This is a genomic window from Cyclobacterium jeungdonense (assembly GCF_010994275.1).
In the GTDB taxonomy this organism is placed as follows: Bacteria; Bacteroidota; Bacteroidia; order Cytophagales; family Cyclobacteriaceae; genus Cyclobacterium; species Cyclobacterium jeungdonense.
In genome coordinates this window covers 408,575-434,524 of record NZ_WMCD01000001.1, presented here as the reverse complement: position 1 = coordinate 434,524, position 25,950 = coordinate 408,575, and the positions used below count along the sequence as shown (strand labels likewise).

General features: G+C 43.4%; 21 protein-coding genes. 2 read left to right on the top strand and 19 right to left on the bottom strand.

The window, feature by feature from the left end; all coding sequences use genetic code 11:
* Positions 1-27 precede the first annotated feature (27 nt).
* The gene (locus GKS34_RS01670) at positions 28-558 is read left to right on the top strand and encodes a hypothetical protein (protein ID WP_205602001.1); all 531 of its coding nucleotides are present in this window, start codon (positions 28-30) and stop codon (positions 556-558) included.
* 90 nt (positions 559-648) lie between these two features.
* Here GKS34_RS01670 and argJ read toward each other — a convergent pair whose 3' ends face one another.
* The 11 genes from argJ to GKS34_RS01615 all read right to left on the bottom strand — a co-directional run bounded on the left by argJ (position 649) and on the right by GKS34_RS01615 (position 14,888).
* Positions 649-1,860: a bifunctional glutamate N-acetyltransferase/amino-acid acetyltransferase ArgJ gene (gene argJ / locus GKS34_RS01665; RefSeq protein ID WP_163383076.1), complete on the bottom strand. Its 1,212-nt coding sequence runs from the start codon at positions 1,858-1,860 to the stop codon at positions 649-651.
* A gap of 13 nt (positions 1,861-1,873) precedes the next feature.
* The gene (gene argC, locus GKS34_RS01660) at positions 1,874-2,920 is read right to left on the bottom strand and encodes an N-acetyl-gamma-glutamyl-phosphate reductase (RefSeq protein WP_163383075.1); all 1,047 of its coding nucleotides are present in this window, start codon (positions 2,918-2,920) and stop codon (positions 1,874-1,876) included.
* The gene (locus GKS34_RS01655; RefSeq protein ID WP_163383074.1) at positions 2,913-4,112 is read right to left on the bottom strand and encodes an acetylornithine transaminase; all 1,200 of its coding nucleotides are present in this window, start codon (positions 4,110-4,112) and stop codon (positions 2,913-2,915) included. Before GKS34_RS01655 ends, argC begins: the two co-directional genes overlap by 8 nt.
* 2 nt (positions 4,113-4,114) lie before the next feature.
* Positions 4,115-4,939 carry an acetylglutamate kinase gene (gene argB, locus GKS34_RS01650; RefSeq protein ID WP_163383073.1) on the bottom strand — a complete coding sequence of 275 codons (825 nt, stop codon included), beginning with the start codon at positions 4,937-4,939 and terminating at the stop codon, positions 4,115-4,117.
* A gap of 182 nt (positions 4,940-5,121) precedes the next feature.
* On the bottom strand, positions 5,122-5,883 hold the full coding sequence (locus GKS34_RS01645) for a PhzF family phenazine biosynthesis protein (protein ID WP_163383072.1): 762 nt from the start codon (positions 5,881-5,883) through the stop codon (positions 5,122-5,124).
* Positions 5,884-5,897: 14 nt separating this feature from the next.
* On the bottom strand, positions 5,898-7,349 hold the full coding sequence (locus GKS34_RS01640; protein ID WP_163383071.1) for a TrkH family potassium uptake protein: 1,452 nt from the start codon (positions 7,347-7,349) through the stop codon (positions 5,898-5,900).
* Between the two features lie 2 nt (positions 7,350-7,351).
* A complete protein-coding gene (trkA, locus tag GKS34_RS01635) occupies positions 7,352-8,698 on the bottom strand; it encodes a Trk system potassium transporter TrkA (protein ID WP_163383070.1) in 1,347 nt (448 codons plus the stop codon).
* 113 nt (positions 8,699-8,811) lie between these two features.
* Positions 8,812-10,812, bottom strand: a complete 2,001-nt coding sequence (locus GKS34_RS01630; protein ID WP_163383069.1) for an alpha amylase C-terminal domain-containing protein — start codon at positions 10,810-10,812, stop codon at positions 8,812-8,814.
* A gap of 185 nt (positions 10,813-10,997) precedes the next feature.
* Positions 10,998-12,356, bottom strand: a complete 1,359-nt coding sequence (locus GKS34_RS01625) for a Ca2+-dependent phosphoinositide-specific phospholipase C (protein WP_163383068.1) — start codon at positions 12,354-12,356, stop codon at positions 10,998-11,000.
* 127 nt (positions 12,357-12,483) lie between these two features.
* Positions 12,484-13,461 (bottom strand): endonuclease/exonuclease/phosphatase family protein, encoded by a 978-nt coding sequence (locus tag GKS34_RS01620; RefSeq protein ID WP_163383067.1) that lies wholly within the window; start codon positions 13,459-13,461, stop codon positions 12,484-12,486.
* Positions 13,462-13,610: 149 nt separating this feature from the next.
* Positions 13,611-14,888: a DUF445 domain-containing protein gene (locus tag GKS34_RS01615; protein WP_163383066.1), complete on the bottom strand. Its 1,278-nt coding sequence runs from the start codon at positions 14,886-14,888 to the stop codon at positions 13,611-13,613.
* A 236-nt stretch (positions 14,889-15,124) separates the two neighbouring features.
* Here GKS34_RS01615 and GKS34_RS01610 point away from each other — a divergent pair, with 236 nt between their 5' ends.
* Positions 15,125-16,522 (top strand): sensor histidine kinase, encoded by a 1,398-nt coding sequence (locus GKS34_RS01610; RefSeq protein ID WP_163383065.1) that lies wholly within the window; start codon positions 15,125-15,127, stop codon positions 16,520-16,522.
* 2 nt (positions 16,523-16,524) lie between these two features.
* Here the strand turns inward: GKS34_RS01610 and GKS34_RS01605 are convergent, their stop codons facing one another.
* The 8 genes from GKS34_RS01605 to GKS34_RS01570 form a co-directional block, all read right to left on the bottom strand.
* Positions 16,525-17,262: an NYN domain-containing protein gene (locus GKS34_RS01605; RefSeq protein WP_163383064.1), complete on the bottom strand. Its 738-nt coding sequence runs from the start codon at positions 17,260-17,262 to the stop codon at positions 16,525-16,527.
* 49 nt (positions 17,263-17,311) lie between these two features.
* Positions 17,312-18,184 carry a universal stress protein gene (locus GKS34_RS01600; protein WP_163383063.1) on the bottom strand — a complete coding sequence of 291 codons (873 nt, stop codon included), beginning with the start codon at positions 18,182-18,184 and terminating at the stop codon, positions 17,312-17,314.
* Positions 18,181-19,782 carry a BCCT family transporter gene (locus GKS34_RS01595; RefSeq protein WP_163383062.1) on the bottom strand — a complete coding sequence of 534 codons (1,602 nt, stop codon included), beginning with the start codon at positions 19,780-19,782 and terminating at the stop codon, positions 18,181-18,183. The genes GKS34_RS01600 and GKS34_RS01595 overlap by 4 nt, the downstream gene beginning before the upstream one ends.
* Before the next feature lie 13 nt (positions 19,783-19,795).
* Positions 19,796-21,136 carry a hypothetical protein gene (locus GKS34_RS01590; protein WP_163383061.1) on the bottom strand — a complete coding sequence of 447 codons (1,341 nt, stop codon included), beginning with the start codon at positions 21,134-21,136 and terminating at the stop codon, positions 19,796-19,798.
* Positions 21,137-21,384: 248 nt separating this feature from the next.
* On the bottom strand, positions 21,385-22,245 hold the full coding sequence (locus tag GKS34_RS01585) for an alpha/beta hydrolase (protein WP_163383060.1): 861 nt from the start codon (positions 22,243-22,245) through the stop codon (positions 21,385-21,387).
* Positions 22,246-22,487: 242 nt separating this feature from the next.
* A complete protein-coding gene (locus GKS34_RS01580; protein WP_163383059.1) occupies positions 22,488-23,549 on the bottom strand; it encodes a zinc-binding metallopeptidase family protein in 1,062 nt (353 codons plus the stop codon).
* A gap of 491 nt (positions 23,550-24,040) precedes the next feature.
* Positions 24,041-24,895 (bottom strand): sugar phosphate isomerase/epimerase family protein, encoded by an 855-nt coding sequence (locus GKS34_RS01575; protein ID WP_435380177.1) that lies wholly within the window; start codon positions 24,893-24,895, stop codon positions 24,041-24,043.
* Positions 24,896-24,955: 60 nt separating this feature from the next.
* Positions 24,956-25,948: a sugar phosphate isomerase/epimerase family protein gene (locus GKS34_RS01570; protein ID WP_163383057.1), complete on the bottom strand. Its 993-nt coding sequence runs from the start codon at positions 25,946-25,948 to the stop codon at positions 24,956-24,958.
* Positions 25,949-25,950 lie beyond the last annotated feature (2 nt).

Here is a 25,950-nt window from a genome sequence, read left to right as displayed (position 1 = left end):
TCTTTTTTTAAAATGAACGTTGAAAACATGATCAAAACCACTTTCATTGGAATGTTTATTATATTCCTTTCCTTCCAAAGCCTGGCCCAACAAGGGAATTTTCAAATCAACCTGGGATTCGATGCGGGAATCACCTTAAATGACTACTACCAAAATCAATTTCCAGCAGGTTTTGGCGCCTCTGTAAAAGGACTTATGGAAGGCAGCAGTACGGGGCAGCTTTCACTGACTGGAAACTACCTTTATTTCCCCATTGATGCCCCGCTACCTGCCGGAGAAAATCTCAGTTTGCACCTGATCCCGGTACTTGCTGGTTATCGCCTGAATTTTCAGCCTTTTTTTCTGGAACCGCAACTGGGAGGCGCCTTATTAATAAATCGGTTTAAAAATGCTCCCATCACTTATTCTGAAAACCAGGTTGAATTTGCTTTTGCAATGGAATTGGGGTACGTTTTGGAAAGTTTGGAACTAAGTCTGCGCTACCAACATGCCGGCCCTTCCCCCTTTCATTTGGGTTTGCTGGGGATTCGGGCCGCTTACATTCTGACGGGAAGATAAGTCCATCATCGTCTCATAAGAAAAGGCCGGGGGAGGCAGGGGATGTATATCCCTGCCTCCCCCGGCCTTTTTTTACCAAATACGAACGTATCAGGTCGTGTATACCGAATTAAACATAACGTAATCGGTCGTAAGATCCGATCCCCAACCTGTTGCTTCCTGTTTTCCAGTATTGAGCTCCACATTAATTTTTATATGTGATTCCCTAAGCAACTTTTTCATGTAATTTTTATCGAATTCGGTTGGTGTTCCTCTTTGAAGCACCAAAACTTGATTATTCGCATCTCCAAGGTACAGATTGGCCTTCTTGTAATTAAAGTTAATCCCCGCATTCCCACAAGCTGCGATAATTCTTCCCCAATTAGGATCACGACCAAACATGGCTGTTTTTACAAGCGTTGAATCCGAAATGGCCCTTACCAACTTCATGGCAACGTTCTCTGAAATCGCTTTGGAAACTTTGTATTCAACAAATTTGGAAGCGCCCTCCCCGTCTGAGACGATTAATTTCGCCAAATGAATCAACAGCTCCTGCAGTTTTTCTTTGAATTTAAGAAAAAGCGGATCATTTTCATTCGTAACCTTTTTATTACCCGCCATCCCATTTGCCAGGATAGCGACCATATCGTTGGTAGAAGTGTCCCCATCTACAGTAATCATATTAAAGGAACGGTCCACGCAATATTTTAGGGTCTTTTGAAGAAGTTTTTCCTCGATGTCGATATCCGTAGCCAAAAAACAAAGCATGGTAGCCATATTAGGATGGATCATTCCCGATCCTTTGGCCACACCACCTATGGCGATGGTGTTACCTTCCCATTCAAAATCCACAAATCCTTCTTTCGCAAAGGTATCGGTCGTTAAAATCGCGTTGGCCAAAAAAGATCCTGCCTTGCCATCATTGGATAATTTGGGAACAGTGCTTTTGATTCCTTCAATTACATCCTCTGTTGGGAAGGGCTCACCAATTAGCCCCGTAGACGCGACAATCACATCATCTGGAGAAATGGACAAGGCTTCCGCAATGGTGGTTGCCATGGCTTCAGCACCTCTTCTTCCTTGCTCTCCGGTACAGGCGTTTGCATTTCCGGCATTACAGACGATCACCTGGGCTCTGTTGTTTTTAAGATTTCTCTTAGTAACCTTTATCGGTTCTGCCTGAACCTTATTTTGAGTAAGGGTAGCTGCGGCTGCGGCGGGTACTTCCGAATAGATAATGGCCAGATCCCGACGCATGGACTTGATGCCGGAATGTGCACCCCAACATTTAATTCCTTTTACACTGGTAATATTTTTGATCATATCAACTTTTCGTTTATGGTTGCATGGGCACCTGATGCAATCCCATGGATTCTTCCAATCCCAACATCAGGTTCATGTTGTGAACTGCTTGTCCCGCAGCACCCTTCACCAGGTTATCAATTGCGGAGATAATGATAGCCCGGTTTGTTCTGGCATCCCAAAATGGAAATACATCCGCATAATTACTACCCCTTACATCTTTAATGGAAGGAGCCTGCTTCCTGATTCGAACGAAAGGCTTGTCCCGATAAAAATCCAGATACATCGCATCCAGTTTTTTCTGAGACATTTCCTTTTCTATTTTCAGGTAGGAAGTTGCCAATATCCCCCTGTCCACGGGTAATAAATGGGGGGTAAATTGTAAATTAACCGATTTTTTCACTAAAAACGAAAGCTGTTCCTGAATTTCAACGGTATGCCGGTGACTCCCAATACCATATGCCTTGAAATTATCATTCACATTGGAAAAGTGAGTGGTGTTGCTGGCTTTTATTCCCGCACCTGTGATACCCGATTTCGCATCGATGATGGCTCCATCGGGATCTATCCCTAGTTTGGAACGAAATAGCGGTGCAAGGCTAAGTATGGAGGCCGTGGGATAGCAACCGGGATTGGCTACCAATTTGGCCTTTTTAATAGCTTCCGCATGCAACTCAGGCATTCCATAAACCGCCGTATCAAAGCCTTCCGGATAGGTATGGTCTTTTTTGTACCACACCTCGTATATTTCAGGACTGGAAAGCCTAAAATCGCCAGATAGGTCGATGATTTTGATTCCGGATTCCTTCCATCGCTTAACAAATTCCATGGAAACCCCATGGGGAAGCGCTAGAAACAATACATCCAATCCTGTTACATCCAACTGGTCCGCACTTACCAGCTCCATATCTACAATGCCTGAAAACTGCCCATGTAAGTCTGAAAATTTCTTGCCCTTGTGGGATTCCGAGGTGATCGCAACAATGTCTGTTTGAGGATGGTTGATCAGAATGCGGGCGAGCTCAGAGCCCGTATAGCCGGAAGCCCCTATAATGCCTATTTGATAATTTTTATTATTCATTTTTTTCGATGGAACTGATGATGGCTTTTAATTTATCCAGGACCTTTACCAGGTCTTCCTCGGGAATATTCAGGGGAGGGACCAAACGCAATACCGACTCGGCAGTGGCGTTGGCAATGACTCCTTGATCCATTAGGGCTTTTACCAGGGGAGCTGCCGGGCGATCTAATTGAATCCCGATCATTAATCCAAGACCCCGAACTTCCTGGATCATGGGGTGTTCTTTGGCCCAGGATCGAATGATGCCCATTAGCCAATTGCCTTTGTCATGGGCCGCCTGGATCAGGTTTTCGTCCATGATGGCTTTGATCGTCGCCAGGGCTGCAGCAGAGGTCAGGGGATTTCCGCCGAAAGTGGTTCCATGGTCTCCAAAATCGATGGCCTCTCCTACTTTTTTATTGCAGAGAAAAGCCCCTATCGGCGTTCCTCCGCCCAATCCTTTTGCAAGGGTCATTATATCGGGTTGCACGCCGTAATGGTCTTTTGCAAAGAAATGTCCAGTTCTCCCAATTCCACATTGGATCTCATCGAAAATCAGTAACACGTCTTTTTCATCGCATAGTTTTCTGACTGCCTGCAAATATTCTTTTTGAGCCGGGATAATACCCCCTTCTCCCTGCACCGGTTCCAGGATAACAGCCGCTGTATCCATTGTGATGGCTGCCTCCAATGCCTGGATATCATTGAAATCGACCTGTACAAAACCTGTAGGGATGGGTGCGAATCCTTTTTGGTATTTTTTCTGTCCGGTGGCGATAGTAGCGAGCGTTCTGCCATGAAAGGAATTTTTCATGGAGATTATATCTCCCCCTCTACCATGTTTGGAAGCGTATTTTCGGGCTATTTTTATGGCACCTTCTACCGATTCTGCACCACTATTACTTAAAAAAACATGCTCAAGACGGCTAAGATCTACCAGCAGTTTGCTTAAAGCTACCTGCGGTGGGCTGACAAAAAAATTGGAGATGTGGATCAGTTCAGCTGCCTGATCTTGTATGGCCCGCACGACTTTGGGATGACAGTGGCCGACATTATTTACAGCTATTCCAGCCAGCATATCTATGTATTCGTTTCCATCTGCATCCCAAACCCTGCTTCCTTTGCCTTTAATCAGAGCCAGAGGAAAGCGTTTGAAGGTGGGTAAGTAATATTTTTTGTCCTCCTCATATAAATATTCGTTGGAAATTTGCATGTTTATTGAGTTATGGTTGTTCCTATCGATTGATGATTGATAATGTAGTCTGAAATTTGGTCTGGCTGAGTGCCGTTCAGAATGACGGCTTTTCTAACTCCTGCCTCCACAGCTCCAAGGCAGGATTCGATTTTGGGGATCATACCTCCTTTAATGACATCGCCAAAATAAGAAGCCATGTCTTTTACCTTCACTTCTTTCAATATGGAAGCCGGATCTGGAAAATCCAAATACAACCCATCCACATCAGTAAGCACAATATACGCATCTACTTTCAGTGCGGCAGCAATTTTACCGGCAAATACGTCTCCATTAATATTGTAATCATTGCCTGACTCATCCGAGGCAATACAGGTGACAACGGGGGTGAAGCCGTTTTCTAGAAGTAGTTCAGGTAGTTTTGAATTGACCACTTTTACATCGCCCACCTGCCCGAGGTCAAACCGGGTTTCTTCACCCTTCTCATTTTTAGCCTGGTGCCATCTTTTTTGGGCGATGGCTAATTGGCCGTCTTTTCCAGACAAGCCCACGGCTTTTAGACCCTGTTTGTTAAGCAAGTTAACCAGGGAACTGTTCACTTCTCCTTTCAGGGTCTTTTCAATACAGCGCAAGGCTTCCGTACTAGTGTGCCGATGGCCGTCAAAAAATTGTGTTTTTATTCCTGCCTCTTCCAGTGATTTGTTGATAAAAGGACCTCCTCCATGGACTAGAATCACCTGGCTGCCATGATCTTGCAGGGATTTTATTTTCTGTGCGATAGCAAGTTTCAACTCCTCATTTATCATTGCATTCCCACCGTATTTGATGAGAACCTTCCGGTATTCCATGTTTTATAAATTATGTTACTTGTTGGTTTAAAAAACTTTGCAAAATAAAAAAGCAATAATTATACCAGCGAAAAAAAATTCTATGGAAAAAACCGGAAAATAGGATTTAATTGAAATATTCCCATCTAATGTTTAAATAGTCAAAGCTTAGATTTTTGTACTGACATCCTGTCATAAAACCCCTATTCCATTTCAAAGTTTCCAGAAAGCACTACCTTATCCTTTATCAATTCGGAAAAAAACCGCCCTCCCCTGGGACTTAGCTGATACGATTCCATCCTTTTTTTACCCAGCTTTGCTGCCCAGTAAGGTACCAGGAGGGCATGAGAAGAACCTGTGGCATGATCCTCCAATTGCTGTACATGAGGCACCAGGGTGCGACTCACGAAATCAACCCGATCTCCCAACGCGGTTACCGCATAGCCGAAAATAGAAGATTGTCGCAACCGGGCAAAATCTGGCTTCATTTGAGCGACGGATGCTTCCGAATCGGATACGATCAGGTGTTTGTTTTCCGTAATGTACATTTCAAGAATTGGAATTTTCAATCCATCTTCTATTGCCTGAGGCGCAACTATTCGCTCCATCACCGGAATACCCTCCAAGGTCATGAAAAAAGTATTACCTTTCAGTTTTACGCTAATCTCACCTCCGCCATATTGTAAGGTGATTTTTTCCTTACCGGTTTCCTTCGCCAAAAAAATACCTGCAGCGGCAGCTCCGTGGCCACAAAGACCAATTTCCTCGTCGGGAGCAAACCAGCGAACCCGGTAATTGCCTTCTCTATCTTCAAATAGAAAGGAGGTGGCGGGCATTCCGATTTTTTGGGCCTGTTCCTGCATTTCATTATCTGAAAGCCTGCTTTTTGATAGCAGTACTGCAGCCGGGTTCCCTTTAAAACCCAATTCTTCAGCAGTAAAAACAGCAATTACTGTGGGAGTCATAAGCAAAATTGAGGTTAATTGGCGCGCCAGAAATAAGGCGTGAAAAGCACTAATATGGTAAATAATTCCAACCTTCCCAATAACATCAAAAAGCTAAGGAATAATTTCGCAAAAGGGGAGAGAAAGGCAAAATTATCTACGGGGCCCACCCTGCCGATTCCTGGTCCTACGTTCCCCAGAGAAGTCGCCACTGCGCCAAAGGAAGTGATCATATCGTATCCGGCCATGGACATTACAATCGACCCCAAGACAAAAATCATCAGGTATAGCAACAAAAAATTCATAATGTGGGTAATGATCTTACCGGTAACCCGCTCACCGTTGATCTTTAAGGGAACCACAGCACGTGGGTGTACAATCCGTTTGAATTCCAGGGTAGAGTTTTTAACAAATGTCAGGTGGCGAATAAATTTAATACTTCCGGCGGTAGATCCTGCACAGGCCCCCATAAACAACATCATGAAAAATATAATGGTTAAGCCATTGCTGTAGGCCGTGTAATCTGCTGTAACATACCCTGTCGTGGTTATTAGGGAAACCACCTGAAACATGGCATCCCGAAATATTTTTTCGATGTTCCCCGGGACCAGGTAATAAATTGCACCTGCGATGCCGACAACCAACACGCTTAATGAAATAAAATAAGCCCTGAATTCATCGCTGGCCCAAATCCTGCTAAACCTCCCTTTGAAGGCGAAATAAAGAAGGGTAAAGTTGGTCCCAGCCAGAAACATAAATAGGATGGCGGTATATTGTATGATGGGACTTTCAAAATAGGACATACTGGCATTTTTAGTCGAAAAACCGCCGGTAGACATGGTCGTTAGGGAATGATTCATAGCATCGAAAAAGGACATACCCTCCAGGTAATACAAGCCAACCAGAACAATGGTCAACCCAACGTAGATAAACCAAAGTCGCTTGGCCGTTTCCCTGATTCGTGGATGCACCTTATCTGAAGTAGGTCCGGGAGATTCGGCTACAAACAGCTCAATCCCCCCGATGCCCAAAAGCGGGAAGATGGCTACCGTCAATACGATAATACCCAAGCCTCCGATCCATTGGGTCATGCTTCTCCAAAGCAAAATTCCCGCAGGGAGACGCTCTATATCGGTGAGGATGGAGGCACCTGTAGTAGTAAAACCAGAAACGGTTTCAAAAATAGCATCTGTAACCACCGGAATGCTTCCACTAAAAATATAAGGCATCATGCCAAACACGGACATAATAATCCAGCTCATCGCTACGATCATGTACCCTTCCCGTTTGCGGATATTTTGGTCCTGATTGGCAAACGAGTAAAAAAAAGTACCCCCCACTGCCAAACAAATCAAAGCCGAACCTATCAAGGTAATCTCATCACCACTTTGGTAATAATAAGAAAAGGCGATACTGGGAAACATCAGGACGCCCAGAAGCATCATCAACCCTCCCATTACTTTTAAAATGGCCTTGTAGTGAATCATGATTAATTAAATAATTTTTCCAGAACCGGTTTGGCCTCATGAAGAGCCAAAACAATGGCTTTGTCGTTTAACTTCAGTTGGAATTCTCCGTCAGGTATAAATACTTCCTCTCCCCGGATAACCCCGGCAACAATTGCTGAATTAGGAAAATGAAGGGCTTTTAGGTTTTTTTTGGTCAGCCGGTTGTTTTTGGTTACCAGGTATTGTACAAATTCCGCCTCTACACCGTGGATGCCTGAAACAGCTTCCACCTTTCCTTTGGTCAGGTATCGGCTCACATGATTGGCTGCTACCAGTTTTTTATTAATCAGGGAATCCACACCAATACTGTGAGAAATGTGAATGTACTCCCTGGTGTCCACATGGGCTATCGTTTTGTAGACCCCATGATTTTTTGCACTTAGGCTGGTGATGATATTGGTCTCCGAACTACTGGTCAATGCCAAAAAACTGTCCGTCGTTTCCAGTCCCTCCTCTATGAGCAGGTTGATATTCTTGTAGTCTCCATGAATAACCAAGGTAGAATCCAGCCGTTCGGCCAGCCATTTACAACGTTCTTTATCATTGTGCACGAGGGTAACTCCGTAATCGTTTTCCAACTCTTTCGCCGTAGAATAGGCCAGATCATCTCCGCCGATCAACATAACACTATGGATTTCCTTTTCTTTGTGCCGAACCAAATTTTTTACTGTATCTACGGACTTGTTATTGGAAATAAAAAATACATGGTCGTTATTTCGGATATAGGTATCTCCTCTTGGAATGATTGTCCGGTGATCCCGAACGATGGCTATGATACGAATATCTTCAAAAATGGGATCGGTCGTCGCGTCAGATAGCCTTTTATTGACTAAAGGAGAATCGTATTCAAGGGTAATTCCGACCACACTTAGTTTTCCCCCTTCAAATTCGATCACATCTGAAAAAGTAGACCGCTTCATCAAGCGTGAAATCTCCTTGCTACAAAGCATGGAAGGCGAGATGATCGAATCAATTCCCAGGTTTTCAAAATAAACTTTGTTTTCTGGATAGAGATAGTCATGATTTCGGACCCTGGCTATCACTTTTTTAGCCCCCAATTGCTTGGCTAGCACTGCTGAACAAATATTGGTCTTTTCGGAAGTAGTGACTGCCAACATCAGCTCCGCATTGTGAATATTGGCTTTTTTTAATATATCAATAGAGGCAGAATCTCCCTCTATGGTCATTACATCTAATCGGGAGCCAATATTATCTAAAACATCTTTGTCAAGATCTATCAGAATGATATTTTTATTTTCATAGCTAAGCTGTTCGGCTAAGTGATATCCCATATCCCCTGCACCTGCAATCACGATGTTCATGGCCATTAACTTATTTTCAACGATTTAACCGTAATATTAAGCAAATAAGAAGAAACACCAATACTTATTTCTTAAATTCCGGTATTTATGGTTTTTCCCCAAATAATAATTGGGTATACCTAATCAATTCGTTTAAACACCAGCGCCGTTCGGTTGGTCATGTAGATGCTCAATTCCTGATTTTGGTTGGTAAAATAGGTTTTCGACGAATCAATTCTTCCAAAACCGCCAAATTCCCTGTCGTCGGAATTGAGCACCAATTGATACTGTCCCATAGCAGGAGCCCGAAATTTGTAATCCGGGATGGATGATTCCGGATGAAAAGAAAATGCAAAAATCAAATCCCCCCGCCGGAAAATCAGCACCTTATTTTTGGGATCTGCATGCAACTGTTCTGCAAAAGGAGCCAACAAAACCCGGTTCTTTTTGATTAGCTGAACCATGGCTTTATCCCATTGAAGCAAAAACTGATACCGGAGTTTAGGGTCTTCTGCAAGGCTCCATTGCCTACGGGCATATTGGTAACTCCAATTATTGCCCTCCCTGGGAAAATCGATCCATTCGGGATGGCCAAACTCATTACCCATAAAATTGAGGTATCCTTCTCCTCCAAGACTGCTGGTAAATAGGCGAAAAAGCTTGTGCAAGGCCATTCCCCGATCAATGACGATATTTTTATCATCAACCTGCATGTGAAAATACATTTCCTTGTCCATGAGCCAGAAGGCAATCGATTTATCTCCTACCAATGCCTGATCATGAGATTCGGCATAGGCGATCGTTTTTTCCCGATACCTGCGGTCACTGAGCTCCTTCCAGAACTCCAGTATATCCCAATCTTCATCTTTCTTCTCTTTAAGCATCCGGATGTAAAAATCAGGTATCCCCATGGCCATACGATAATCAAATCCAATTCCTCCTTCATCCGGCTGCCGGCAAACTCCAGGCATCCCACTCACCTCTTCTGCGATGGAAATGGCACTGCTCTTGACCTCCTTTATCAGCGCATTGGCAAGTTGCAGGTAAATGATCGCATCCCAATCCACGTCTTTGTGAAAATATTTTTCAAAATGATCGAAGGTAATCAGCCCGTGGTGAAAGTAAAGCATGGAGGTAACCCCGTCAAATCGAAATCCGTCGAAGTGAAACTCCTGTAGCCAATACTTTAGACTTGACAACAGAAATCGTTTAACTTCCCATTTTCCGTAGTCAAATAATTTGGAGTCCCAAACTTCATGGTACCCCCTTGGTCCGGCATGAAAATATTGATGATCGGAACCGTCAAATTCATTTAATCCCTCCGAAACATTCTGGACTGCATGGGAATGAACCACATCCATGATTACCGCCAATCCTAGTTCATGGGCAGTATTGACCAGGTATTTTAAATCTTCGGGCGTACCAAACCGACTGGAAGGGCAGAAAAAATTTGACACATGGTACCCGAAAGAACCATAATAAGGGTGCTCCATGACAGCCATAAGTTGAATGGCGTTGTATCCCAGGTTTTTCACCTTGGGTATTATGATATCCGCAAATTCTCGGTAGGTGCCCACTCCTTCCTTCTCCTGCCCCATCCCTACGTGACATTCATAGATAAGCGGCCCTTCCTGGGTATAAGCTGGTGAAAAATGGGCATCTGTCCACACAAAAGGAATATCCGGAAACCATAGTTGTCCTGAAAAATCCTTGGTTTCTTCATCCTGAACTACCCTACGGATATAGGCAGGAATCCGGTCCCTGGAGCTTCCTCCTCCTTTTACGTGAACCTTAACCAGACTTTTATGAATAATCCTTTCTTTATAGGGCTCAAAAGGTAAAAATAGTTCCCATACACCCCATTGATTTCTTTCTAACGGATGTGAGTTTCTGTCCCAGCCATTAAAGTCGCCCGTTAAGAAAAGGGCATCGGCTTCTGGTGCCCATTCCCTATACACCCAACCGTGTCGTCTCGTGTCAAAGTTGATTCCAAAATACTGATGACCACTGGCAAATTCAGAAAGACTCCCCTCAACGTTTACCAATTCCTCTTTAGCCAACTGAAACCGAATCCATCGCTGGTAAATCTCCTCCTTGTAATCCTCTAACCAAGGGTCCTCTTTAACTATATTTAATTTCATCTGTTTATATTTTTTTTTTCAGCGGTCATAACCTGTCCCGCACCGAAGGTCGGGATAGCCTGTCCCGATGTTAAATCGGAAGAATCTCGCATGCGTTATATATCATACCAATGTGTGAGTTTTTCGTCAAGCTCGATTCCTTCCAATTTTTCAATAGTAACTGTTGATTTTTATCCAAGACTGCGCTAATGGGAAACCGGGTAACCCGATGATTTCCATCTATCCAGACCTCCATCCAAATGATATACTTCCTTAAAGCCCATTTCCCTCATCTGCGAAGCTGCTTTGGCACTCCTTCCTCCTACCTTGCAATAAACAAAAACGGGTTGCCCTTTTTCCAATTTTTCGATTTTTTGTGAAAAGTCGGCTTGCATAAAATCTATGTGCTGAGCACCTGCGATCATGCCTTCATCTACTTCTGCCTGCGTACGAACATCCAGCACCAGCGGCTTTTGGCGTAGGGAGGCAAAATGAAACGTTTGGGGATCCAGTGCAATTACCTGGTCAAGAGGCTCCTCCAATAGCGCAGCTTGATTTGTTTTCATTGGAAAAGAGGGATTTACCCTCTGATAGGTGGCGTCGGGAAAAACAACCTGATATCCTCCCTCAAAACGAGAATCAGGCATGTAATAATCCGTGCTGATCAACTGAGCACCGCTCTCAAAAGCGGCTTTCATACGTTTGGTGTCATTGATCCGAGCTTCCCTGGTTTCCGCATCTGCCCTGGTTCTAACCAAATAGCCTTTTCCAACCAACTCTTTAATCCTTTCCCGCTGTTCAATGGGATCATTCAGAATGTGAATTCCAGACATGGGATGGGTTTCGGGAACGGTCACAAAAAAAACTGATTCCCTGCTTTCTTCATTTCGGGATAAATAAGCATCCAATTTTGCCTCATTTTCATCCAGAATCCAAATGAATTTGCCTTTCGCAGCCTTCAGATCCGGCCATCCGGACTTTGAAATGGCTGTTTTCAGATCTGCATGGGCGCCAATGATCTCCTTCGGGGTAATCAACTTCTCCTTCCCCATTACTTCCAGAATTAGCTCATCCAGCCCGATAAAGGCATTTTCATCAAAAGGTAAAACCTCTGTCATCTCCCTTCCCGGAAAATTGGCATCCTTGGCATTAACGGTAATAAAAACAGGTAAATGATTGGGATGCAACAACGACCATGTTTTCATTTCTTTCAGGTAATCCTCTAATAAGGGATAATGGCTTCCAAAATCGATGTCCTGTACATGAAATACCTTAAAACCAGGTTGGTTGAAAGCGGCTTTTTTTGCGGAATCCAAAACCTCCTCCTCCATATAGGCCTGAGCTAATGGCTCACTAAACCTGCCACCTTCCGGATCCCGGTAAACATCCAGCTCCAGTAACCGCAATCCCATAGTCAATTGTTCCCAAACCGATGGGTGACTGTAGTCAAGGCTGGCGGCCAGATCCGCATCTTCCGATTCAATCGCCTCCAAAATTTTTGGTGGTATGGGTAACTTGTAGCTGTTATGACTTCCAATTAATTGAAGGTGGTTTATTCTAAGCATATTTGGCTCCACTGCGGACTTTTGTTCGCATGCCATGCATAGGAATGCAATACCTAAAATGAAATACCTTAAATGCATAAATTTAAATTTTTAGTACTATGTAAATATATTGAAACTTATCAAAAAATCAGCTTTTGGTGGAAAACTCCGCCCAAAGTGGCAAATGATCTGAAATTCTCCAGGACATCTGGAATGGAGATAATCCCCTGGTCTTTAACAAATGCGGACCAAAGTCAAAAACCCCTCCATTCAGGTATTTAATGGAAAGTTGGGGGATCTGAAGGTGGTTTTCGAACCAGGCAATTTGGGTATAGAATTTTGTCGAATTGTCTATCAACGTTCGGCGAATATGCCACAGGTCCTCAGGTACCTTCAGCCCTGTCGAAACGAAGGCCTCGTACCGGGGGTCTCCTATTCGGTCTATATTAAAATCACCCAACAGAACCAGGCTTTGGTCAAAAGAACGCACGTCAATTGCCCAGTCTTTCAACCACTCTGCTATTGCTTTCAATTCGCCTTCCCGATCGGTCGGAGATTTTCCATACAATACGTGCATGCTTACTAAAATAAAGGTTTTATCTTCCACCTTAAACCCTACCGCATAGGGGGTTCGGGCAAATTGACGAGAAAAAGCCCCAGCTTTGATTTTTTCGATTTTTTCATTGGGAACCACCAATTCGCATGCCAGGCCTGAAAGTTTCACTTTACGGGTATCAAACAAAAAAGCCAACCTTTCGTCATTTCCAATATTACCACCGGATACATCTGTCAGGATAAAACTCCAGTTATTCCCCAATACCTTCAGCATGTGACGGAAAGCTTTGAGATCACCTTTAAGTTCTTGAACGGCAATAATATCAAACCTGGAAATAATCTGAGAGATGGCCAGTAAGGAATGCAAGTCTCTTTTTGGAGAGTCGCTATCTCCGGCTTCCCATTTTTCGGTCAATCCGCCAAATGTTCTGATATTCCAAGTGGCAATTAATATGTTGTGATCGAGTTTTTTGAAAGGAAGTTCATGGTCCAACATCTGGTTTAGCTCACGGATTTCATCCTGAACTGCCTGCGGCGGCAATTCCAATATTTTTGCAAGGATCTGACTCATATTATGGCTATCGTTGGGATATAAAAATCACTTATGAATTTAATAAAAATAGGGGTTTTTGGCAAGTTTTAAAATACCCATCCTCAAATCCGATCCAAGCGGGTCAGTAAGCGATCCCATCAATTTATCTTTATCCTGCCTTAGCCTTATCATAATAGAAACCAACGAATTAGGGCAATGCCTATTCCCACAAGGCCTCCCACTACTGCCCCATTTAACCGAATGTATTGCAAATCATTCCCAACCTTATTCTTGATCTGAAGCATGATGCCTTTATCATCCAATTTCCCAAGGCTACTTCGAACCATATTTCCCAGTTCATGATGATACCGATTGACCAATTGTGTCACCGTAGACCTGATCCACTCATCCATTTGAGCCCTTCCTTCCTTATCCTGGCGCAAGTCATCCAGCAAGCGAGTCAATTGACGATGAATAAGGCGCATTAAGGTGGTATCTGTGTGGAGCAATTGATCCTGAACCCCCTCTCTCAGCCGGTCCAGCACTTCCTGGATCATGGCTTTGGTTTGTTCATTCAGTACCCAGCTTTGCTTCAATCTTTCTAAATAAGCAAGGGTCTTTTCTTCCCCTTCCTCCAAATTGCTGGCAAATTCCAGAAGGTACTGGTCCAGTTTTTCACGAAGGGGGTGGCCGGGGTCATTTTTTACTTCTTCCAGCAGGAGCAGTGCCAGATCAAGAATCCGATCGGTAAGTACCTCGGGGTCTATCCCACCTGTTTTTTGACCCAACCAAACCGCCGATTTTTTGACCCAATCCTTTTTCGCATATTCCTTTAAGGCGCTGTGCAATTTTTGAAGCACCAGTTGCCGGGTATCTGACTCCTGGATGGATAGCGAAAATTGATCCAATGCCATTTGCACCAGGCCATGATGCTTTTTTTCCCTGATAGTCGCCTGTAGCCATTTGCCCAAAGGACCTGCAATATCCACTTGCTGCACCCGATCCTTCAGGAGTTTTTGCAAAAAAACCGGAAGCTTCGGGTGGTTCAACTCCCCGGATAATCGCAAAAGCACTATTCGTATAAAATTCAGCCATTTTTCCACCTGAGCTTTCTCTTCAAAAGAACGAAGCAGGGAGTCGGCTATCGATAAGCCTGCCAGTTTTTCACGTAGGACCTCTGGTGATAACCATTTGGTCGTGACCAATTCCACTATTCCTTCAGTCAATTTTTCTCTGTTTTTCACGATTATATTGGTGTGCTTGCGTACAAAGGGGATGGGGATCTCGTAAAAAAGTGCGCTAACAGCAAACCAATCAGCCAACCCACCGATGGTTCCTGCTTCAAATCCAGTAGCTAAAATTCGCCAAAAAGCTCCCTCCAGCCATCCGGTATGGATGCCTGTCTCTAGTAAAATAAATCCACCAATAGCAACCAGAAGAGAGGTATTTCCGATTTTACTTTTCAAAGTTTCTTTTTTGCTGAAAGGTACAAAAATGATGCGTCTTTTAAATAACTCCATCTGGTTTGACGAAAGGTCCACTTCCAACCATACAAAAGTTGGTATAAGCTCCCGGTTAAAAACCCCCAGCGATCCCAAAAATAAAAGAAGCAAGAGTTGTAAAAAATAATGGTTAATTTTGCGAAACACCTAGGGGTCATTTTTGGCTATTTTTGTTTTTTTTTTACACAGCTGTATTATCAATGGAAAAGGAGAATGCCTTCGACAACGGTTTAGCCAAAAGGAGTTGGAAAAAGTACCGGCAACACGTCTTCAGTACTTGTCTGGAAACCGGAAAAAGTAAAGACCCACTCAACTACTGGAGAGACTACCTGTTTGTCACCACCCTTCTTTTCATTATACCCCTCTCCCTCATTACGTTGATACCTGGTATTTACCTGGCTTATTTAACTTCTTTGAATGGTCTCATTGTAGCCGATGGAATCGCCATCGCAGGCTTGCTGCTTATTACACATCTTCCTGGCATTTCACTTATTGTAAGAAAATGGATTTTCATCGGCATTACTTATGGGATAGGAATTATTTTGATTTACTATTTGGGGAATTTTGGACCGGGGTTGCTATACCTACTTGCCATTTCGATATTCATGATACTGGTTTTACCAGGAAAAAGTCGCTGGGTAAGTTTATACTTAAATCTAGCCAGCTGTCTGGTTTTTGGATGGGTAATCCAGGCAGGCAACCCTTTTCAAGATCAGTACACTGCTGCGGTAGATATAAAAACATGGGTCGCCATATCCACCAACCTGATTTTTTTAAATGTCGTTTTTATCGTATTGATTCCCATCCTATTTAAGGGGCTTCATAAAAGTTTGGAAGAGCAGTATTTACTACAGGAAGAACTGGAACAACAAAAAAATGCCTTGAAGCGGTCGCTGGCTGAAGTAGAATCGAAAAACGAAGAATTGGAACACTTCACCTACGTGGCTTCCCACGACCTGCAAGAACCTTTGCGAATGGTCACTGGGTTTTTGCAGCTATTAGAAAAGCGGTACGCAGGCCTGTTGAATGAAAAGGGGAAATCGTATATCATGCATGCAGTGGATGGGGCTAACCGCATGAGGCAATTGATACTGGACCTCTTGAAATACTCCCGCATCCAAACCATTCAGGAACCTGCCCACGAGGTGGATATGAGTTGGTTATGTGCGGAAGTCAAAAACACCCTGGCAGAGGAAATTGAGAAACGTAATGCGGAAGTTTCTCATGGACCGTTACCAAAAATAACCGGCCACCATAGCTTGCTTTTGCTGGTGATCCAAAACCTCATGAGTAATGCCCTCAAGTACTCTAAAACTGATATCCCTCCAAAGGTTCACCTGAGCTATCAAGATAGGGGAACCAAATGGCTTTTCCAGGTAACAGACAATGGCATCGGTATTCACCCGGATTATTTTCAGAAAATATTCGTCCTTTTTCAGAGACTCCATCAAAAGGATAAGTACCAGGGAACCGGCATGGGTTTGGCCATTGTCAAAAAAATCATCGAAAATATGGGGGGAGAGGTCTGGCTGGAGTCAACCGAAGGCCTGGGAACTTCATTTTATTTTACCCTTCCCAAAATTAAACCCGAGGAATAAGACTACGCTTTATTTCTTACGTAAATTAATTTGTACCTACCCTTTTGGTTTTCCCGCTGTTCTACTTCGAATTTGTTAATAGACCCGATCAGAGGTGTTAATTTCTGGAAACCGTAATTCCTTGAGTCAAAGTTGGGTTGCTTTTTCTGCAGCAGATTCCCCACATCTCCCATGAATGCCCAGCCTTCATCGTCCGCCAAATCGGAAATCGTGGCAGCAATCAATCGGATGAGTTTAGGGTTGATCTTATCTACCTGCGGTCTGGATTTGACCTTTTCTTTGCTATCCTCCTGACCTTCGGTTTCCTTTTGTAATATTTCCAGGTAAATAAATTTATCACAAGCTACGATAAATGGATCGGGTGTTTTCTTTTCTCCCATGCCAATGACCAGCAGGCCTGCTTCCCGCAATCGGGTGGCCAATTTCGTGAAATCGCTGTCACTTGAAACCAAACAAAACCCATCCACTCTGGATGTATAAAGAATATCCATGGCATCGATTATCATAGCGGAATCGGTGGCGTTTTTTCCGGATGTATACCCATATTGCTGAATAGGATTAATGGCATTTTCCAGTAAAACACTTTTCCACTTCCCTAGCTGTGGCTTGGTCCAATCGCCATAAATCCGTTTGATCGTAGGATTACCATATTTGGCAATTTCCTCCATCATTTCCTTAATTTGGTTGGAGGGAACATTGTCAGCGTCGATCAAAACGGCAATTTTTTTATCCACTAGCATAGGTTACCGAAGGTGAAAGGATTGTATAAAGCGAAGCTATAAAATTTTTTCATATAAATCGCTTTTTCACAATCAATACCGGCAAGTGCTTATCCGAGGCTATCAGCTGTTCTGCCACGGAACCAATCAGAAGCGTGTCGTCATTGGATTTTCCTTTATTCCCAAGCACAATCAGGTCCGCCCCTTTCCGGATCGCATATTCGTAAATGCTCCTGCTTACCGGCTCGTCTTGTGCTTTGATAATTTCCATTTTTTCCTCCAATCCGGTTTTTTTCTGGAGCTTCTGGTAATTGGTTATGGCCTTTTTCTCAAGTGCTTCCTGAAATTCTGAAGGCTTCCGTATATAAGGAAAATATTGCATGCCGACTTTTAGCACATGTACCGGATATACTAGTGCTCCTGTATGCTCTGACAAAGATTTAACCAGTTTGGCAAGGTTTTCAGAATAATCCGAAAAATCTACTGGTAAGACAATTTTTTGAATCGAAGCTTTGGACGTTTCTGGAATGAAAAGGGTATTGGAAGAGGTTAAGCGCACCACTTTACTGCTAAAGACACCTGTTCCTCCATGTACTGATTTTTTTCCCAGCAACACCAAATCAAACTTCTCCTCATCCATCCAGTCTACTAACTGATCGAGTTGCCCTCCAGAATAAACTTTCACTTTTATGCTACTTTTTCGCTCATGAAAGACGGCTTCGACTTTTTCTAACGCTTCCTCTTCCAGTATTTCATCAAGGGATTTATGCAAATAGGGTAACATGTCCCCTATTTCTTTGGAAACCTCTTCCAATGCCACAAAATGGATCAATGTCAGCTGTTCAAAATCAAAAACTTCATCGAGTTTTTGAATGTATTGTAGGAGTAGCGTGTCCATATCGGACAAGTCGATGAACAATCCGATTTTTTTTAGTGTCTTCATGATTTCTTTTCTTTTTCCAATTTCTTCATTATCACATCTGATAATCTTTTTTCGTAAGACTTACGATCCAGATCCTTATCATATTGGCTGAGCCGGGCATATTCCTGACTTAATCCTTTCTGTAGCGAATAACACATGAAAACCAATATCAGCAAAAAGGGTAAACCGGTGGTGATAGCAGCGGTCTGAAGAGCAGTCAGCCCGCCTCCTATGAGTAATACCGCAGCCACGATTCCTTCTGTCGTTGCCCAGAAAATTCGTTGTCCAACGGGAGCATCCAGCTTACCACCCGCAGTAATGCTGTCTATCACCAAGGATCCTGAATCAGAAGAGGTTACAAAAAAACTGGTAACCAGCAAAATCCCGATAATAGAACCAATTCCGCTAAAGGGGAAATTTTCAAGAAAAACGAACATGGCGATAGAAACATCTCCAGTAATCGTTTCTGCTAAGATATGGCTACCAGAAAGGTTACCCTCCTGCATGTCTAGAAAAATAGCCGTTCCTCCCATGGCAGTAAGCCACAAAAAGGTCAATAAAGTAGGAACCAGCAAGACACCGAAAATAAATTCCTGAATCGTGCGCCCTCGGGAGACCCGTGCGATAAACATGCCTACGAAAGGAGACCAGGAGATCCACCAAGCCCAATAAAACACGGTCCAGTCTCCCTGCCAGCCATTATCCCTATAGGCTTCCGTCCAGGTAGATACTTCCAGAATACTCCCCAGATAGTTCCCCATATTCTGGACAAACGAGCGAAAAATAAACAATGTAGGTCCCACGATCAAAACGAATATCAATAAAATGGCTGCTATTCTGACGTTCCACTGACTAAGAAATTTCACCCCTTTGTCAATCCCCGAAACCACAGAAACGGTGGCAATTAAGGTGATTCCCGCTATTAGCAGCACTTGGGTGGTAACAGTATTGGGAATACCGAAAAGGTAAAACAAGCCTCCGCTTATCTGTTGCACCCCCAGTCCCAGAGAAGTAGCCAGTCCAAAAAGCGTGGCCAGGACGGCCAATACGTCAACGACATTACCCATCCAACCGTTCATTCTTTCTCCCAGCAAGGGATAAAAAACGGAACGAATGGTGAGTGGCAATTTTCGGTTGTAAGCAAAGAAAGCCAGCGATAGTCCTACCACTGCATAAATAGCCCAAGCGTGGAACCCCCAGTGCAAAAAGGTGAGGTTCATGGCCCTTTCGGCAGCTTCCAGCGAATGAGCTTCCCCATAGGGAGGAATTGAATAATGGTAAACTGGTTCGGCTACCCCCCAAAATAAAAGCCCAATACCCATACCAGCACTGAAGAGCATGGCAAACCAGGATCCTGTAGAAAACTCCGGTTGGGCCTCTTTGCCTCCCAGGCGAATGGCGCCAAACTTGCTAAATCCAAGGTAAAAGCAGAAAATGATAAAGGCATTTACAGCGATAATAAAAAGCCAGCCTGTCTTATCCGTAATAAAGGTTTTAGTGGAGGCAAAGATCAAAGCCATTGGTTCTCCCACCCAAAGCGTGACCGTAATAAACAAGATTATCAATGCTACCGAGGGCCAAAATACCGGAGCATGAATGTCGAAGTATTTATTTTTCATAAAATTATTTTATTTAGAAATAATAACCAATATTAATGTTCAATCGAGTATTCCAGCCTGGATCAATAGCAGTAGGATTAAGATCCGATATGGGTTGCTGATAATCGACACCTCTTCCGGTGCCCAGGGCATTTCCTCCAAAGGTGTTTGTTAACCAGGGGTGATTATAACCCATGGCCACGTCAAAATAAGCATATACCTGACCTGCAGTCACCAGCGCTCCGAAGACATTTTGTTGGGATTTTCGGTAAGCAAACGCCGATCCCCCTGGTTTCGAAGTAAACTTTTCCATCAAAGTGTAATCATTATACAACTGAATGTGGCTTACCGGACCCCAATCTAGCGGAATGTCGTAGGCCAGTCCAATTACATAAAGTGCCGCGCTATTGGCCACATCGTACGTTCCGAAACCATAAGCACCCATCTGTACCACGTCCAATACCTCCCCGTCATCATTTCTTACATCATTATAGGAATAGTAAATGGCCTCGGTTTTCAGATTCCAATTACGCCAATTTGCCTCGTGGTGCACGGATGCTGCCAAATTCGATCCTTTATGACCCGTTTGCAAATTGTACAGTTCATGGCGTTGTAGGGAAAGTCCCAGTTCATGCCCGGACCAGTTTCGCACTGCCCGAAGATTGACCTGGTGCCGCTCAATATTGGAGTTACCTGGAATGGGTACCACATCATAGGAGTACCTTGCGGTTGAAAAAGCACCAAAGGTGGCTTCATTGGTACCTCTGGGCTCCGCCAGCAAAAAATAGGCACCATCCAAACGCCAGTCATCTGTCTCGTGAGAAAGGTGAAATCCCATTTGATAATCGTCTTCCAACCCAAGGTAGTAAGGCAACTGAAACCACCAACTATGGGAGGCATACGTCAACAGGCCAAAAGGAACTTGCGTCACGCCCAGTTTCAGGTTGGTTTTTTCATTGAAGCGGTATCCCAGCCAGCCGTACTTTAGAAAATGGGTATTAAACGTGGGGTAAAACCGGTATTCAAAGGAAAATTTAATTCCTTCACTGTAAGCATCTACATTAATACGCCAGGTATCCCAGGTCCATTCATTTCTTAAAAATGTTCCTAACGGAAAAGTCTTTCCCTCGTAGTGAGTGTAAATATTATTCAGGCGAAAAGCCCCTCCTACTTTTAACCAGGTTGTGTCCCGATTCAAAAATTCCGTACGACTGCTTGCAGGCAATTCCAGGCTACTCTTGTTTGTACCGTAATCCTGACCAATATTCAGTACCCGCAGTACCCGACTGTGCTCTTTTTTTTTTAAACTATCTTCTTTTGCTTCTGCATTTAGGGTGTTTCCAAAAAGTAAGACCAAAAATAGCAAATAGCGCATTCGTTCTTCGTTTGATACAACAAAGACAAAGCTATCAAAATTTGCTTAAGAATGAAATAGATTAAAAAATATTGTTTATTTCCTATTTTAATCCCCAATTATAAACTAATATACTATTTCATCAGGGATTATATCCTTTTTCATAATTTCGAAAACAAAAATCCTATTTCCTGGAAAAATTCAAAAGGACCTCGCGGTTTCCTTCAGGCCAAAAAAATACTTTTCCGCAACTAAAACTACCTCTTTTTTCAGCGTAAATCAGGGAGTTGTCGCTCTACGAACGCCTTTAATTTGATCATACTGTCCAGCAAATTCAACCCCAGCCAACCATGACCTTCATTGGGATAAAAATGGAATTCATGTGCTACTCCAAGTTCTGTTAACCTGTCTCTTAGCTGCATGCCCTGTGAATTGGGAACCAGCGGATCATTTCCGCCATAAAAAAGTAGGGTAGCAGGCGAATCTGCCTTCACTTGGTATATTGGACTTGCTCTGGCTAATAGGTCCTGATCTTCCCCGAATAATTCCAGCATTTCCCGTAAGGATTCATTAGTAGCTGTTCTGTAGGATTCATCCAATAAATCGGTCGGACCTACCACACTGCAAACCATCTGTACACGGCTGTCCGTATCATGAGCATAACTCCATAAAAGCGACAAATGACCTCCGGCACTCACTCCCAGAAACCCCAGGCGACTTCCGAGCTGGTATTCCTCCCTATGGTCCTGCAGATAGGTCACCAGAGAGCTTATATCCTCGATTTGCATGGGATAAGGCTTGTTAAAAGCATCTGCCAGCCTGTAATTGAGATTGGCTATCGCCAGATAAGGGAGCTGTTCGCGTAAAAAATCCCGAAATGGATTCATGTCCGATTTGCTTCCCTCTTTCCAACCTCCTCCATGAACCAGAATCAGGGTTGGGGTATTTTCATGCCGATTGGGTGGAAGGTAAAGATCAAAAATTTGGCGTGGATGACTTCCATAGGCCTCATTAGTCAGGATTTTAGCCGGCAAATTTGAAACTGGATCCTGAATTCCCTCCTGAGGCAAACACCCAACCAACGATCCGAAAATTATCAAGCTTATATAAAAGGAATAAAAACGTTTCATATTTTATAATTAGAATCCAAAAAATCAAAAATAAGGCTAAATATAGAATATTATTAGGAAATACTTTATTATGTATTTATTATTTTTTATACATACACAATTTAACCATTTATAGTATTGTTTTTGACGATAAGTAAGTTTATTCCGTCACGATGTTCTTCGGACCTAGAGAGTAATGGATTGTATCAGGAAAAAACATGCCCGGAGAATACCTCCCCGACATTAGAAGGAAAAAAGTTGATTTAGAAACGCCCACCCCCGGGGCAGATAAGGTCATGCACAAAGGCCAGTTTCTTTGCAATTACAGGCGAAATAACAAAAGGATAACTGTCCTGAAGACCCATGCTTCGGTTCAGGCTATTTAATGTCAGTGCCAAAGGAACCCATTGCTGGAGCAACTTCGAAAAATCCGAGCAAAGGTAGGCATCTTCGGAAATCAAAGTGGAAATACCGGCTGGATGGTCTTCTAGCTTTGGATTGATGGTCACTCCAAAGGAAAAAGCGGTTTCCAGGGTATCCACCAGATGCAGGTAATGTGCCCAAGTCTCCGCCCAATCCTCCCAGGGATGGGAGCTGGCATAAGAGGAAATGTAGTTTTGCTGCCAATTTGAGGGAGCGCCATTTTGATAGTGCGTTTCGAGAGCAGCGGCATAAGAAACCCTTTCATCACCAAAAAGAGTCCTGAAATCATCCAGGTGGTCCGATTCAGCAATCAACACATCCCAATAATAATGTCCGATTTCATGTCGAAAATGACCCAAAACTGTACGGTAGACTTCATCCATTTGTCTTTTGGCCATAGCCCGTTCCACATCATCTGCTTCGGCAATGTTCATGGTGATGATACCGAAAGCATGCCCAGTAAGTACGTTTTCTTGATTTTGACTAGCCTTAAAATCAAAACCTAAACCCTTTCCGGTGGCTTCATCTCTTGGCGAAAACGGCAAGTTCCAACGCAAAAGGGCATATATCAACCTGTGCTTTGCTATTTCGATGGTTTGCCACCTTTTTTTGTAGGCTGGGTTAGCCAAATCCGGGATGACCCGATTTAGGGCGCAAGCCCTGCAAAACCGATTGGAAGCTGAAAATGGAATAAGCCAATTGCACCCGTCCATTTTTTTATTTTCACAATAGCGAAAGGCCGACTGCCCCTCATTTTTTGTAACAAAATGGTCCTCTTGAACTTCCAGGGCAAGCAAATCCAAACTCTGAGGGTCAAAACCCAGTTGAGTTCGGCAATGGCTACAATGCGTGTTCTCAAAATAAGCCGGACGCCCGCAATGGCTGCATTGGAAAAGTTTCATGGTTCAAGTTTGAAAGATCATATGCAATTATTGAACCACAAAAAATTGGTTTTTGAGAAGGCTATTCGGAGAACAAATCGAGATCTAATGAAACACTATGGTCATAAAGACATGGATAAGGCAGTCCCTTCAACCAAAAAAAACTTTCAGCTCAGGAATAGCCTGCAACTTTTCTAATAAGAACAAAGTTCCGGATTCGACTGGCTCAATTCATAACATATTTTTTGTTAGTCCAAAATGAGCAATTCTTTTACAGCGAATTTTTTACCCAATAGCCATACCTTTATCACCAGGGCCAAAAACCCGGGTTTCGGTGTAGGTATCACCTTGAGGTTTGTAAAGGAATTCAAATTCTAAGTCGGGATACTCTTAACATCACCGAACTACCCCACTCGACCAGAAAATTGGCTTTGACATCCTGTATCAGTTTGGTTGAATGCCAAAAGGTAAAATGAATTGTTCATTATTTTTTGAAGGTATTTTGGGCTAAGTCAATACTTCAAACCCTGTAAATAATCAATTGATTTTGGCACCTGCCGATAGTAAACCGGACTTTCATCCTCTATATAAAAATGCTCAATTCCAGCTTCTTTCGCAGCTTTAAGTATAGAAGGAAGGTCCAGTTGGCCAGTACCCAGTACCACGTCGTTTTCTTTAGGTGTGCCTCCAGACATATTCCCCTCCACCCCTTTTTTTAGGTCTTTCAGATGCATCAATTTAAATCGGTCAGGGTATTTATTAATCAATGCGGCAGGATCCACACCGGGAAAAAAGGTCCAAAGGATATCAATTTCATAGCTTACATATTCCGGATCTGTCTGATCCATTAGGTAATCGAATAGGGTTCCGTCTTCATAAGGATAAAATTCGTACCCGTGGTTATGGTAACAAAAGGTGAGGTCATGCTCTTCCTCTAAAATTTTTCCTGCCTTATTGAAATCGGCAATGGCCCTTTCGGCATCTGCCAGGTCAAAAGGAGCCTCATGGGGTATCCATGCTACCCTGACAAATTTTGCACCCAGGGTTTTGGCATTTTCAGCCACTTCCTGAGTTTTATTGACCAAATCAGCATAACCTACGCCAAAAGAAGAACAATACATGTCCCGCTCATCCAGCAGTTTCCGCAACTCTGCTGCCGTTTTCCCAAAAAGATTGGAAAATTCCATGTCTTTGATGCCCATTGCCTGCAAGGTGTCCAGGGTAGCAGACACATCCTTGGAGAAGCTATCCCGGTAAGTATAGGAAACCATGCCCGGCATTTCTTCGAAAATGGGTCGGTTGCCTTGAGCAAGGATCGATTCCATGCTTATAAGCATGAGTAATAGAAGGAAACTTAAATTTTTCATAGTCATCAACATGGGTTTATCTTTTTTCACTTTAGCTTGTACACCTTAACTGGGCTTAAATTATTCAAATTTCCTTACATAATCCAGAAATTTTCTAGCCGTGGCATCCAGGTTTTCGATGGAACCGCCCCCTTCCAATACTTCGCACATTTCGTAGACCAGGTACCCCTGGTAGCCGATTTCTTTCAGGGCTCCAATAAAGTTCTCGTAATCAATGATCCCCTCCCCGATAGCGGTAGCACGCATTACAGGTTTATCTGATTTATAGTTGGTCAACGCATGTTCATATTGGTACCTGGGTAGTGGCCTATAATCTGCCAAAATGGTATTTGCCAGAAAAGGCTTCATCTTCAATACGGAATTTCTGATTTCCTCCTTGCTCAGTCCTTCCAAAGTGGGAGACCAGGCATCCCAGCCCGCCATGACATTGGGCATGTTAATTTCTTTCAAAAGCCAGTACATGGCATCGTGGTGGATGGCGATATCATGATGGTTTTGTACCACCAAAGTCACCCCGTACTTCTGCGCCTCTTTGGCGGCAAGGGTGATTCCTTCCACCACCATCGCGTACTGTTTGTCATACGGAATGCCTGGACGTTCATAGCCGGTGAAAATTCGAATCATTTTTGTACCCAGGTCACTGGCAAGTTCGGCCAATTGACCAATGTAGGCAGCCTGTATCTCGGTATGTGGTATTCCAGGTTTGTCGATACCTGCCGTAAAATCAGAATAACCAGCAAGCCCCACCAATGTCAAATCCAGTTCCGCTAACCTGTTTTTTAGGCGCATCCTGGCTTCTTTATCGTAATCTAAAATGGAGAGATGAGGGGCTTTTGCCATGAGCATCACCCCATCGTAACCCAATTCTTTCGCTTTGAGCAAAAATTCATCCACCGAAAGGACTGCCTGTCCACGCCAAAGGCCGGAATAGCCAATAGAATGCAAGCAAGTTTTTACTTTAAAATCGGCCGAATTCCCTGTAGGTACGGCCTGCCCGTAAGATCGGAGCATGAAAAACATCATGACAAAGCCGATGTATATACATTTTTTCATCT

Coding starts and splice junctions, on each gene's coding strand:
- GKS34_RS01670 (WP_205602001.1), top strand. CDS start 28: ATGATCAAAACCACTTTCATTGGAATGTTTATTATATTCCTTTCCTTC.
- argJ (WP_163383076.1), bottom strand. CDS start 1,860: ATGATCAAAAATATTACCAGTGTAAAAGGAATTAAATGTTGGGGTGCA.
- argC (WP_163383075.1), bottom strand. CDS start 2,920: ATGAATAATAAAAATTATCAAATAGGCATTATAGGGGCTTCCGGCTAT.
- GKS34_RS01655 (WP_163383074.1), bottom strand. CDS start 4,112: ATGCAAATTTCCAACGAATATTTATATGAGGAGGACAAAAAATATTAC.
- argB (WP_163383073.1), bottom strand. CDS start 4,939: ATGGAATACCGGAAGGTTCTCATCAAATACGGTGGGAATGCAATGATA.
- GKS34_RS01645 (WP_163383072.1), bottom strand. CDS start 5,883: ATGACTCCCACAGTAATTGCTGTTTTTACTGCTGAAGAATTGGGTTTT.
- GKS34_RS01640 (WP_163383071.1), bottom strand. CDS start 7,349: ATGATTCACTACAAGGCCATTTTAAAAGTAATGGGAGGGTTGATGATG.
- trkA (WP_163383070.1), bottom strand. CDS start 8,698: ATGGCCATGAACATCGTGATTGCAGGTGCAGGGGATATGGGATATCAC.
- GKS34_RS01630 (WP_163383069.1), bottom strand. CDS start 10,812: ATGAAATTAAATATAGTTAAAGAGGACCCTTGGTTAGAGGATTACAAG.
- GKS34_RS01625 (WP_163383068.1), bottom strand. CDS start 12,356: ATGCTTAGAATAAACCACCTTCAATTAATTGGAAGTCATAACAGCTAC.
- GKS34_RS01620 (WP_163383067.1), bottom strand. CDS start 13,461: ATGAGTCAGATCCTTGCAAAAATATTGGAATTGCCGCCGCAGGCAGTT.
- GKS34_RS01610 (WP_163383065.1), top strand. CDS start 15,125: ATGGAAAAGGAGAATGCCTTCGACAACGGTTTAGCCAAAAGGAGTTGG.
- GKS34_RS01605 (WP_163383064.1), bottom strand. CDS start 17,262: ATGCTAGTGGATAAAAAAATTGCCGTTTTGATCGACGCTGACAATGTT.
- GKS34_RS01600 (WP_163383063.1), bottom strand. CDS start 18,184: ATGAAGACACTAAAAAAAATCGGATTGTTCATCGACTTGTCCGATATG.
- GKS34_RS01595 (WP_163383062.1), bottom strand. CDS start 19,782: ATGAAAAATAAATACTTCGACATTCATGCTCCGGTATTTTGGCCCTCG.
- GKS34_RS01590 (WP_163383061.1), bottom strand. CDS start 21,136: ATGCGCTATTTGCTATTTTTGGTCTTACTTTTTGGAAACACCCTAAAT.
- GKS34_RS01585 (WP_163383060.1), bottom strand. CDS start 22,245: ATGAAACGTTTTTATTCCTTTTATATAAGCTTGATAATTTTCGGATCG.
- GKS34_RS01580 (WP_163383059.1), bottom strand. CDS start 23,549: ATGAAACTTTTCCAATGCAGCCATTGCGGGCGTCCGGCTTATTTTGAG.
- GKS34_RS01575 (WP_435380177.1), bottom strand. CDS start 24,895: ATGAAAAATTTAAGTTTCCTTCTATTACTCATGCTTATAAGCATGGAA.
- GKS34_RS01570 (WP_163383057.1), bottom strand. CDS start 25,948: ATGAAAAAATGTATATACATCGGCTTTGTCATGATGTTTTTCATGCTC.